Here is a 12,838-nt window from a genome sequence, read left to right as displayed (position 1 = left end):
GACAAGGCAACGATGACACCTGAACAAATCAGACTGCAAGAAGCAGAGAATCCCCAAACCCCTTGGAAGAAATGGGGGCCCTATTTAAGTGAGCGACAATGGGGTACGGTGCGGGAGGATTATAGCGAGAATGGGGATGCTTGGAACTATTTTACCCATGACCAGGCGCGATCGCGGGCCTACCGTTGGGGAGAAGACGGCTTGGGGGGTATTTCCGACGACTGCCAGATCCTCTGCTTTGCCCTAGCACTCTGGAATGGCAAAGACTCAATCCTAAAAGAGCGGCTGTTTGGACTCAACAACAGCGAAGGCAACCACGGCGAAGATGTCAAAGAATATTACTTTTACCTTGACAGCACGCCGACTCACTCCTACATGAAATATTTGTACAAGTATCCCCAAAGCGCTTTCCCCTATGAGGATTTGGTTAAAACCAATAGGGAACGCAGCCGGGAAGAATTAGAATATGAATTGCTAGATACAGGCATTTTTGACGAAGACCGATATTTTGATGTTTTTGTCGAATATGCCAAAGCCGATGCAGAAGACATCCTGATTAAAATTAGCGTCTCCAATCGGGGCCCTGAAGCGGCAACCTTACACCTATTGCCAACCCTCTGGTTCCGCAATACCTGGTCTTGGGCTGATGGTGGTTCTAAGCCTGTCCTGCAAAAGGTAGAAAATACTGAAGGCAGTGTAGTTCATGCCCATCACACCGACGCACTATTTCAGAAGTTTCTGGTCGATTACTATCTCTACTGCCCTGAAAATGTCCCCCTGTTATTTACGGAAAATGAAACCAATAATGCTCGCATCTTTGGTACAGAAAATCCGAGTCCCTACGTCAAGGATGGAATTAATAATTACATCGTGCAGGGAGAAAACCATGGGGTCAATCCCCTGCAAACAGGGACAAAGGTTTCCGCTCACCACCAACTGACGGTTGGGGCGGGAGAAACAGAAATTGTCCGCCTGCGCCTAACTCGCACGGCTCCAGCCCAGGGGGTTAATCCCTTTGCCGAATTTGATCGCCTTTTCCAAACCCGCCTACAGGAAGCCGATGCTTTCTACGATGAAATCATGCCAGTAGCGATTAAAACCTCTGCCCCAGAAAAGGCTCATCTCATGCGTCAGGCTCTGGCGGGGATGCTCTGGACAAAGCAGTATTTCTACTACGATGTCGATCAATGGCTGGAGGAACATAAGATTACTCCTTGGTCAGAAGCCGAACAGCGCCGGAGGATTCGCAACGGTGAATGGTTCCACGCCTATTGCGATGACATCATTTCCATGCCGGATAAGTGGGAATATCCCTGGTTTGCAGCTTGGGATCTGGCCTTCCACATGCTGCCCTTGTCCATTGTAGACTCGGACTTTGCCAAAAAGCAGTTAGACTTGATGCTGCGTAATGACTACCTGCACCCCAATGGTCAAATCCCCGCCTACGAGTGGAACTTTGGCGATGTCAATCCTCCCGTCCATGCCTATGCCACTATGCAGATCTATTTGATGGATAAGGCCCGCAATGGGGGTAAAGGGGATATCGACTTTCTCAAGTATGCCTTTTCTAAATTGCTGGTCAACTTCACCTGGTGGCTGAATCGTAAGGATCGGGGTGGTAATAATGTCTTTGAAGGCGGCTTTTTAGGGTTGGATAATATCGGGGTGTTTGACCGCAGTTCACCTCTACCAACGGGGGGCTACCTTGAGCAGGCAGATGGCACTGCCTGGATGGTGTTTTTCAGTCAGCAGATGTTGCTGATTGCGACTGAACTGGCAATACACGACTCGCTTTATGAAGAGTTTGTGAGTAAGTTCTTTGAGCATACGATGTGGATTGCTGGAGCTATGGATCGACTGGGTGAACATCAAGATGAAATGTGGGATGAGGAAGATGGATTTTTCTATGATGTCCTGCGTTTGCCCGATGGTAAGGCCTTTCGCCTCAAGGTGCGATCGATGGTTGGTCTGCTGCCTCTAGCGGCTGTGGCAATTTTTAAAGAAGGGGATCTTGCCAAAGTGCCTAATTTTGTCAAGCGGGCTGAACAATTCTATCGCCGCCATCCCGAACTGCTCGTCAATATTCACTTACCCAGTCAACAGGGTACAGCAGGTCGGCGCATGTTGTCGGTGTTCACTGAAGCGAAACTGCGCCGTGTTTTGGCGCGGATGTTAGATGAAAATGAGTTCTTCAGCCCCTATGGTATTCGCTCTCTCTCCCTTTATCATCGGGATCATCCCTTTATCTTTGTTCATGATGGTCAGGAGTTCCGGGTGGACTATTTGCCCGGTGATTCTAACTCTGGGATGTTTGGGGGTAATTCCAATTGGCGGGGCCCTGTCTGGATGCCAGTGAATTTCTTGCTGGTGACTGCTCTATATCGGCTCCATGCTTTCTACGGGGATGAGTTTAAGGTGGAATGTCCCACTGGATCGGGACAGTATATGACTCTGTTTGAAGTGGCGCACGAACTAAGCGATCGCCTCATCCGCATCTTCTTGCCTGACGATCGCGATCGCCGTCCAGTCTATGGTGGCTCGGAAAAATTCCAAACCGATCCCTACTGGAAAGATTTGATCCTGTTTTACGAATACTTCCATGGCGATAATGGTGCTGGAATTGGTGCGAGCCATCAAACGGGCTGGACGGGTTGTATCGCTCGCATTATTCAGATTATGGGGGAGGTGACACAGGAGATGTTTACCGCTTCAGAGGAGGAGTAGGCAGTCATTCAGACGAGGGATGAGGAAAACTGATTTACACTGATTGGAAATTGCTATAGTCGATCGATGAAGGGACTGAAAAATTTGCCGCCTCTGGGCAATGTGATTAAAATTCTGGGCATCAATTTGGTGTTGATGTTTCTTCTGCTAGAGGGAGTGTGTTTAGGCTTTTACGCCGCTCAACATCAGCAACTCTATTATGGGCGATCGCCGGAAAATGCCGAAAACCCCGAAGATGATCCCTTCCACCTCGATCAACAGGGCATTCGCTTAGAACAGAATATCAGCGAAATCCTACATCCCTTTTTTGGCTATATCTCCAAACCCGGTGCAGGATTTGGGGGCTTTGGATTTCAGTCGGTTTTTAATGCCAATAATTATGGTTTAGTCTCTCAAGTTAATTATCCCTACATCCGCAAACATCCTAATCAGGTTCTCGTGGGCATTTTTGGTGGTTCTGTCGCCACATTCTACTATATGAATGAAATCGAAAATCCCACCCTTGCCCGAACTCTGAAAACCTTACCTCAATTTGCTGATAAAGAAATTGTCCTCTTAAATTTTTCCCAAGGGGGCTATAAGCAACCGCAACAATTACTGGTATTGAATTATTTCTTATCTCAAGGACAAGAACTGGATTTAGTCATTAATATTGATGGTTTCAATGAAGTGGCGATCGCCAGCAACAATATCCAAAAGAATATCGCTCCTTCTATGCCGAGTGCCTTGCAAGTCATGCCTCTGGTAGAGTTAACCAATAATAACCTTTCTACAGAACAGATGAAAATCATGCTAGAGGTGATTGAAATTAAGGAAAAACTCAAAAATAGCTTGCAAGCCCAACAAGATTGTGGGTTAGCCTTATGTTATTTCTGGGAGAAAATCCGTTCAACAGTGTTCATGAGAAACTATTACGATCGCCTAAAAGACTTTGACAATCGACGCAAAAAATCAGCGACTCCAGATGAATCATTAATTTATCTCCAATCCTGGGAAAGTCAAGGCATAGAAACAGATTATGAAAATATGACCCGGATTTGGTTACAGTCTTCTTTAGCCATGTATTCGGTTCTCAAAAGCCGAAATATTCCCTATTTTCATATCTTGCAACCCAATCAATATCATCCCACTCAACGCCAGTTTAGTGCTGAAGAACAAGAGCAATTTGCACCAGAGAAAAATACCCGTAATCCTTATATCAACGGCGTACAGTTGGGTTATCCATATTTAGTGAAAGCGAGCCAAGAATTATCAGACAAGGGCGTACATTTTTTTAATGGAGTTACGGCTTTTGATCGGGAGCCTGACACCGTTTATATTGATACCTGCTGCCACTATAATCAAAAAGGAAGAAATATTTTCGCCAATTTTATCGCCAGTCAAATTGCACTTACTCTTAATCAACCCAGTCCCTAGCAATCATGCTTAAGTTTAAGCCAAAATGGATTAAAGTCATCTTAATTAATATGGGCAGTGTTTTGCTCTCTTTAGAACTGCTGTCTTTAGGGTTTTATGGACTGAAAATGCAGCAATGGTTTTATACTCGCTCCCAAGACTCGAAACCTACCTATTCGGCACTTCAGGAAATAGATAATATGGGAGTTGAGTTAGATGATAGTTTGCTATTAAGACTCCATCCTTATTTTGGTTATACTGATTTTAAGCCAGACGAGCCGACGATTAATAATTATCAATTTGGCTCATCTAGGGATTATCCTGCGATCAAAGAAAACGATCGCCAGTACATCATCGGTATTTTCGGCGGCTCGGCTGCCCTGGCGATCGCCAATACAGAAGCCCAGTATCAAATTATTACCAATACGCTTCAGCAACTGCCCCAATTTTCCGATAAAGAGATTATTATCTTAAATTTTTCCCAGGGAGGGTATAAACAACCCCAGCAACTCCTCGTCTTTAACTATTTTTTATCCCTGGGGCAAAGCTTTGATATGGTGATTAACATTGATGGATTTAATGAAGTGGCATTATCGAGCCTCAATTATCCTGAAAATGTCCATTTATCCTTACCCAATGGTTCCCTGATGAAAGCCTTAGTTAACCTAGGAAATCATCAGTTTTCTGCCAAAGATCTGGAAATGTTGATTAAAATCCGTGAATATAATGCTACCCTTGGTAAAATTCAAAATCGACAAAATGCTTGTGGGTTGGCACTTTGTTATATCAGTCAACTGTTGCATTATCAAATTTTGCGTCTAGATTATCAAAATTTCTTAAAACAACAGCAAAATCAAACGTCAGAAACCCTGGTTTTAGCACCTACATCTACCCCCTTTAGCTTGTTTTATCTCAATCCTCCCGATCCCGATACAACGGCTGAAAATCTGTATAGCAAAATTGCCCAAACTTGGGTCAAAAGTTCTCTTTTAATGCATCAAACTTTGCACAGTCAAAATGCGCTATACTTCCATTTTTTGCAACCGAATCAATACTATCCTACCCAACGCCAGTTTACTCCCCAAGAGCAAAAACAGGCTATTAATCCCGAACAAGTATATGCTCAAGGAGTACGCCAAGGCTACCCGGAATTAATCCGAGCTATTGCCCAACTGCAACAAAATCAGGTGAATATTTTTAATGGAACAACAGTTTTTGATTCTGAGTCTCAACCGGTTTATAGTGATGATTGCTGCCATTATAACCTTCTCGGTAATCAAATTTTTTCCCAATATATTGCTAACCGTATTGTGCAAACTCTGCCAGCAGGAACCCCCCCAATCGTTCAAACTCAATCAAAGAATTAATGAAGAAAAAAAAGGATGAACGCTGGCATTACAGGCGACATCCTTTTTCTTCTTTATTCCTGTTACGATCTATGCCTCGTCGTAGGGTTCCATATCTAATAAATAGAGATAGGGTTGAACGATATCGACCATTTCGGGGCGCTGGAAGGCGATCGCCCGCAATAAATGCCAGTCCCTTAATCCTTCAAAGGCATTACTATACTCATCTTTTTCCAAACGGTTTGCCAGCAGGGTAATATCTTCGGAAGTCATGTTAGAAATTGTCTGCTTGGAGATGGTGATCATTGCCATAGTCGAGCCTCCCATTGCACCGTTTGTCTATCAACACTATCTTATCCCATTGATGTACAAGGCTGGCTAACTTTCGGCGATCGCCTCCTCAACAATCGGCTGCGACATTGCCGCTAACAGATTTTCACCCTTGAGCATCCGTTGAGCCGCTTCTAACAGTGCTTCCTCTAGATAAGGCTTGGTGAAATATCCCTTTGCTCCCAAAGAAGCCGCGTGTTGTTGAAACTTAGATGCACCCCGTGAGGTGAGCATTGCCATCGGAATTTGCTTGAGAACTTCATCCCCTTGGAGACGCTCCAACAACTCCAAACCATTGAGTTTCGGCATTTCAATATCACAGAAAATCATGTCACAAGGTAGACCTGCTCGCAATTTCTCCCAAGCATCTAACCCATTTCGAGCCTGTTCTACCCGATATCCCGACTTCACAAACGTCATCGATAACAGCTCCCGTACCGTAATCGAATCATCGACAATTAACACCGTTGGTTCAGACTTATCAATAGGTTCTGGTTCAGGGGGAACCACTTCTTGCCACATCCGAGAATCCCGTCGAGAACGACCCATAGACAGATCGATTAACTCCAGTACATCGGCAATCGGCATAATCCGACCATCCCCAAGAACCGTCGCCCCAGCTACCCCCACCGGTTTAGGAATCGGCCCCTCTAACTGCTTAATTACAATTTCCTGCTCTCCTAACACCTGATCCACCTGAAGCGCCAAATACTGACCCGCACTTCGCAAAATCACAATCGAGATAATATCATCATCAGCAGAACCGGCAAACACCCGTCCTCGGCCAATCGTCCGGTTATACTGCAACAACTCTGATAGGGGTCTAAAGGGTAGCTCCGTATCCCGCCATTTAATACAATTGAGTCCTTCCGAATTGGCATAAATGCGCTCTTTGGGCACATCGAGCATATCTTCCACCCCATCCATCGGGAAGGCAATGCGGGCATGATTACTAATACAAGAGAGGGCCTTAGAAATACTCAAAGTTAACGGCAGACGAATCGTAAATGTTGTCCCTTGTCCTTCCATTGAGTCTGTGGTAATCACCCCGCGAATTTCCCGCAGAGCCACTCGTACTACATCCATCCCCACACCTCGACCGGCAAAATTATCTGCCTTATCCTTGGTACTAAAGCCAGGATGGAACAACAAATCATAGACATCCAGACGGGACATTGATGCTGCTTCTTTAGCCACGATCAAACCTTTTTCCAGAGCTTTCGATTTCACTCGCGCCGTATTAATTCCCGCTCCATCATCAGAAACCGATATTACCGTTTGGTTTCCTTGGTGGAAGGCTCTAACTGTAATCTTACCGACTGGATTTTTACCTAACTTTTTACGCTCCTGGGGAGTTTCAATCCCGTGGGTCATGGCATTATTGATCAGGTGAGTCATCGGATCGAATAACTGCTCCTGAATCATCTTGTCAATTAAAGTATCTTTCCCTTCAATCTGAATTTCTGCCTGTTTATTCAAACCCGTAGCAATTCGCCGCACCGCTCCTGGTAGACGGTCAGCAGTTTGGGCAAAGGGAACCATTCGGGTGCGGGTTAAGCCTTCTTGTAATTGGGTCGTCACTTGGCGGAATTGGCGCGTTACCTGATCGGTTTCTTCGACGATAAACTCGATGTCGGAAGAAGACTCTCGTACCCGCACAATTAACTCAATGGTTTCTTGAGAGAGGGTATGGAAGGGAGTAAAGCGATCCATTTCGATGTGATCCCAACCACCATTCTGATTAGAATCTCCCGATCCATTTCCCGAAGAGAAGGCGGAACGATTACCATGACGGGAACTGAGCAATGCAGCTTCTAGAAGCGATCGCTCGTAGAGATCTCGCATTTTGCCCCCCACATCGCTCAGTTGCTGCACCAAATATAGCAAGTTATCTAGACATTGCCGCAAGCGTTCCTGGTTCTGCTCTAGACTGTTCCGGTTAACCACCAATTCCCCAACCAAGTTACTCAGGTTATCCAGTTGTTTAATGGGAACCCGCATGTTCTGCTCAACTCGTTTTGCAGATTTAGGCGATCGCGCCGTTGCCACATTAGCCGTTGGTGGCCCCCCCAACGCCTGATCTGCATCCGCTAACAAATCTTCCAGCTCATCAAACTCCCCATCTGTCGTTTGCGGAACCTCCATCGGTTCATGACTCACTTCTTGGTGTAGAGATGGACTCGGTAAAGTCACCGGTTCATCTAAAAATGTCTCCAATTGCGTAAAAATTTCAAGACTTTCACTCTGCTTTCCCTCTACTCCCAAAAATGTTTCTAACTCTTGCCATAGTCTAGAACCAGAATCCACTGGCTCTAAATCATCACCAAAATCCAAACTCTCTAAAGTCTCATCCGTCGCCCCTAAATCATCACCAAATAAGTTCAGTTCATCGATATCTTCAAGAACTTCCCCAGCACCTAACACCTCTTGTTCATCTGAAAACAGAGTTGACAAGTCTTCCCCTTCATTCTCTTCCATCTCTAAGGCAAAATCTAAATCCTCTAGATCTTCAGAGCCTTCTCCCATCACCCCTTCATCGAAATTTAAACCCCCATCTCCTACTAAATCTGATGACTCATCCAGGAGATCTATCTCTAACCCATCCCCCAATTCAAAATCATCCACTTCTTGAATCAATGTCCTTTGACTGGGATCTTCATCGCCTAATTCAGAATTCCAATCAAATAGATCTGCGGATGCCGATGATTGATCTTCCGAAGACTCCCCTAAATCCAGAGACATCTCCCCTGTCAAAGACTCCTCTGAATCCTCTTCTAAACTCAACTCTTCCAACTCCGAAGACTCCCCTAAATCCAAAGACATCTCCTCAGTCAAAGACTCCTCCGACTCCTCTTCTAAACTCAACTCTTCCAACTCCGAAGACTCCCCTAAATCCAGAGACATCTCCCCTGTCAAAGACTCCTCCGACTCCTCTTCTAAACTCAACTCTTCCAACTCCGAAGACTCCCCTAAATCCAGAGACATCTCCCCTGTCAAAGACTCCTCTGACTCCTCTTCTAAACTCAACTCTTCCAACTCCGAAGACTCCCCTAAATCCAGAGACATCTCCCCTGTCAAAGATTCCTCTGACTCCTCTTCTAAACTCAACTCTTCCAACTCCGAAGACTCCCCTAAATCTAGATCGTCTATGTTATTAGATGATTCTAACTCTGCTGTCTCAACCTCTTCATCATCATCTAATTTCACTAATGGTGATTGAAAGAAATCCTCTGAATCGATTGATGATTGAGAATGGGATAGAGTAGATGGACTCGAAGAATTTGATATCTCAAAAAAGTCATCAACACTAGCATCTGAATGGGAGGAATACCCTTGTAAATTTGATGTCTCAGTCTCCATCATGAAATCAAATTCATCTTTATTTTCTGGAGCTAAAATTTCTTCTATTTCTTGCGTTTCCTCTTCAGCTTCTACCCTTACTTCAGAAGCAGAATCGAGCATATCTGATTTTCCCTGGGAAGTTAAATCCTCGGAATCAGCATCTAAATCCATATCTAACTCATCTGAAGAAGAGTCTAAATCAAACAATTCTGAGGAACTACTGCTACTCTCTTCTTGGTCTAGAGACAAATCATCTAACCCTTCACTGTCTCCTAGAGCATCTAAATCCATATCCAACTCATCTGAAGAAGAGTCTAAATCAAACAGCTCCTCAGAACTACTGCTACTCTCTTCTTGGTCTAGAGACAAGTCATCTAACCCTTCACTGTCTCCTAGAGCATCTAAATCCATATCCAACTCATCTGAAGAAGAGTCTAAATCAAACAGCTCCTCAGAACTACTGCTACTCTCTTCTTGGTCTAGAGACAAGTCATCTAACCCTTCACTTTCTCCTAGAGCATCTAAATCCATATCCAACTCATCTGAAGAAGAGTCTAAATCAAACAATTCTGAGGAACTACTGCTACTCTCTTCTTGGTCTAGAGACAAATCATCTAACCCTTCACTGTCTCCTAGAGCATCTAAATCCATATCCAACTCATCTGAAGAAGAGTCTAAATCAAACAATTCTGAGGAACTACTGCTACTCTCTTCTTGGTCTAGAGACAAATCATCTAACCCTTCACTGTCTCCTAGAGCATCTAAATCCATATCCAACTCATCTGAAGAAGAGTCTAAATCAAACAATTCTGAGGAACTACTGCTACTCTCTTCTTGGTCTAGAGACAAATCATCTAACCCTTCACTGTCTCCTAGAGCATCTAAATCCATATCCAACTCATCTGAAGAAGAGTCTAAATCAAACAGCTCCTCAGAACTACTACTACTCTCTTCTTGGTCTAGAGACAAGTCATCTAACCCTTCACTGTCTCCTAGAGCATCTAAATCCATATTCAACTCATCTGAAGAAGAGTTTAAATCAAACAGCTCCTCAGAACTACTACTACTCTCTTCTTGGTCTAGAGACAAGTCATCTAACCCTTCACTTTCTCCTAGAGCATCTAAATCCATATCCAACTCATCTGAAGAAGAGTCTAAATCAAACAGCTCCTCAGAACTACTGCTACTCTCTTCTTGGTCTAGAGACAAGTCATCTAACCCTTCACTTTCTCCTAGAGCATCTAAATCCATATTCAACTCATCTGAAGAAGAGTCTAAATCAAACAATTCTGAGGAACTACTACTACTCTCTTCTTGGTCTAGAGACAAGTCATCTAACCCTTCACTGTCTCCTAGAGCATCTAAATCCATATTCAACTCATCTGAAGAAGAGTCTAAATCAAACAATTCTGAGGAACTACTGCTACTCTCTTCTTGGTCTAGAGACAAGTCATCTAACCCTTCACTGTCTCCTAGAGCATCTAAATCCATATTCAACTCATCTGAAGAAGAGTCTAAATCAAACAATTCTGAGGAACTACTGCTACTCTCTTCTTGGTCTAGAGACAAGTCATCTAACCCTTCACTGTCTCCTAGAGCATCTAAATCCATATTCAACTCATCTGAAGAAGAGTCTAAATCAAACAATTCTGAGGAACTACTGCTACTCTCTTCTTGGTCTAGAGACAAGTCATCTAACCCTTCACTGTCTCCTAGAGCATCTAAATCCATATTCAACTCATCTGAAGAAGAGTCTAAATCAAACAATTCTGAGGAACTACTGCTACTCTCTTCTTGGTCTAGAGACAAGTCATCTAACCCTTCACTGTCTCCTAGAGCATCTAAATCCATATCCAACTCATCTGAAGAAGAGTCTAAATCAAACAGCTCCTCAGAACTACTGCTACTCTCTTCTTGGTCTAGAGACAAGTCATCTAACCCTTCACTTTCTCCTAGAGCATCTAAATCCATATTCAACTCTGATTTTTCAGATAAACCATCAAATAACTGATTTAGATTTTCAAAGTTTTGATCTAATTCTTCTACTTTTTCAGGTTCTTCTAAATCAAACATATCATCCATTGTAGATAATGCGTCAGATTTTTCAGGAGATTCCAAGTCCAAATCCAATTCAAAATCTTCATCTTCAGTTAATTCTAAGTCTGATTCTTCAAGATTGAATTCTTCTATAGATTGAGTTTCTTCTGATGAGTCTAGATTGAGTTCTAGTAAATCATCGAGATCTTGAGTTTTTTCAGAATTAGAAAATAAATTAGAAAATTCAGAATCTTGAGTGGGTTTGGGATGAGTTGACATAATACTTGGCTCAATTTCTAGTAAGTCTTTTAGATCATCTTCAGAAGTTTCTACTTCTAGGTCATAATTTTCTTTTTTTGACAGATTATTATTTAAGGGATCGGTCGCATTTTTGGGGGACTCATCAATGAAGAAGTCTGAGAAGTCACTGATATCGTCAACTTCTGAGACTTCCGGGTTTCCGGGATGGTCTGGAGAAATAGAGGAGATCTCTGTTTCCCATGCTAATTCAAGATCGGATGTTTCTCCTTCAAACAGATCCGCTAAGGTGTTGAGTTCACTCAGTCCGACTTCTGGCCCTATGCGTTGTGTGGAAGATTTAGGGGGATCGAGCGGAGGTTGAGTATTTTGAGAGCGATCGCCTATAGATGAGGATTCCATAGAAAATTCTTCTGTGGGAGTAGTTCCCATTCTTAATAAGGTATCGAGTTCTGGATCATTTTGGGCAGTCGTAAGGGATTGCTCAGTTTGAAGATTTAACAGAGCTGAACTGGGTTTAATCTGCGTTTGTTTCCCGTCTAAAACCAAATCTGTAGCCCTTTTGAGTTCTCTAATGACAACGGGAGCCAGATCCGCATAGAGATTATCACGATTGGCGATCGCCCCTTGAGCCAGTTTGACTAATTCTATCCAGGGAGAAAGTTCAAAGTTCTCTCCGCTTGCTTTGAGCTTCACACAAAGTTGGTCTAACTGTCTTCGACTTTCTGCTGTATCCGGCTGCTTAAACCCTTGTAGCATTTGCCGTAATTGAGTAGGCACATCACTCTTAAACACCAAATGTTTAGCACTCTCTTCTGGATCGGGCAAGTTGGAGGATCGAGGTTCAATCCCTCCGCCACTTGCTGGAGAAGCCAGAAAAGGCGAAGGAGAGATAGCTGTAGGTTCTTCTATCTGCTCTTCCGCTCCATTATTCTCAACCTTCATCATCCGATCCAAGGACTTGAACAAGGGAGCCAACGAGTCGCAAATCTGCACATTCCTGGCATGAACTACATCCTCTGGATCGCTCGATTCCAGATTATCTACTAATTCAGCCAGTCCATCAAAGACCTGTAGGAGTAGGGATTCTAACTTTGCCCCAATTTTAGGGGGTCGTTCTTTCAGAACTTGGAAATAATCTTCTAACTTATGGGATGTTTTTCTCACACTACTGGCTCCCAACATCGCCGATCCACCCTTGATGGAATGGGCAGCCCGATAGATCTCATTGATCAGTTCCGCATCCTGGACTGTGGCTCCTAAATTCAACAATCCCTGCTCAATGATTCTGAGATTGTCTTTGGCTTCCTCTAGGAAATACCCCATAATCCGGTTTAAGTTTTCCTGTTCCTGAGCCATGGTTTTTCCTCTTCTCCCAACATTCCCTTGATTTGAGCGATCGCCTT

The 12,838-nt window shown here is 43.8% G+C and carries 5 protein-coding genes; 3 read left to right on the top strand and 2 right to left on the bottom strand.

Translation table 11 applies throughout. The annotated features are described in order from the left end of the window. Positions 1-12 precede the first annotated feature (12 nt). The 3 genes from AC3FZD_RS13235 to AC3FZD_RS13225 all read left to right on the top strand — a co-directional run bounded on the left by AC3FZD_RS13235 (position 13) and on the right by AC3FZD_RS13225 (position 5,486). Positions 13-2,724: an MGH1-like glycoside hydrolase domain-containing protein gene (locus tag AC3FZD_RS13235; protein ID WP_488736484.1), complete on the top strand. Its 2,712-nt coding sequence runs from the start codon at positions 13-15 to the stop codon at positions 2,722-2,724. A 66-nt stretch (positions 2,725-2,790) separates the two neighbouring features. Beyond that, positions 2,791-4,140 (top strand): hypothetical protein, encoded by a 1,350-nt coding sequence (locus AC3FZD_RS13230; RefSeq protein WP_488736483.1) that lies wholly within the window; start codon positions 2,791-2,793, stop codon positions 4,138-4,140. Between the two features lie 5 nt (positions 4,141-4,145). After that, positions 4,146-5,486, top strand: a complete 1,341-nt coding sequence (locus tag AC3FZD_RS13225; RefSeq protein ID WP_488736482.1) for a hypothetical protein — start codon at positions 4,146-4,148, stop codon at positions 5,484-5,486. 69 nt (positions 5,487-5,555) lie between these two features. On the opposite strand, the gene isiD is transcribed toward AC3FZD_RS13225, so the two are convergent. Both isiD and AC3FZD_RS13215 read right to left on the bottom strand, forming a co-directional pair. After that, a complete protein-coding gene (gene isiD, locus AC3FZD_RS13220; RefSeq protein ID WP_488736481.1) occupies positions 5,556-5,777 on the bottom strand; it encodes a protein IsiD in 222 nt (73 codons plus the stop codon). 66 nt (positions 5,778-5,843) lie between these two features. Continuing rightward, a complete protein-coding gene (locus AC3FZD_RS13215; RefSeq protein ID WP_488736480.1) occupies positions 5,844-12,791 on the bottom strand; it encodes a hybrid sensor histidine kinase/response regulator in 6,948 nt (2,315 codons plus the stop codon). Positions 12,792-12,838 lie beyond the last annotated feature (47 nt).

Source organism: Roseofilum sp. KMC-1 (genome assembly GCF_057802075.1).
Note: the sequence above shows the minus strand (reverse complement) of the source record. Positions and strands in the feature narration are given on the sequence as shown.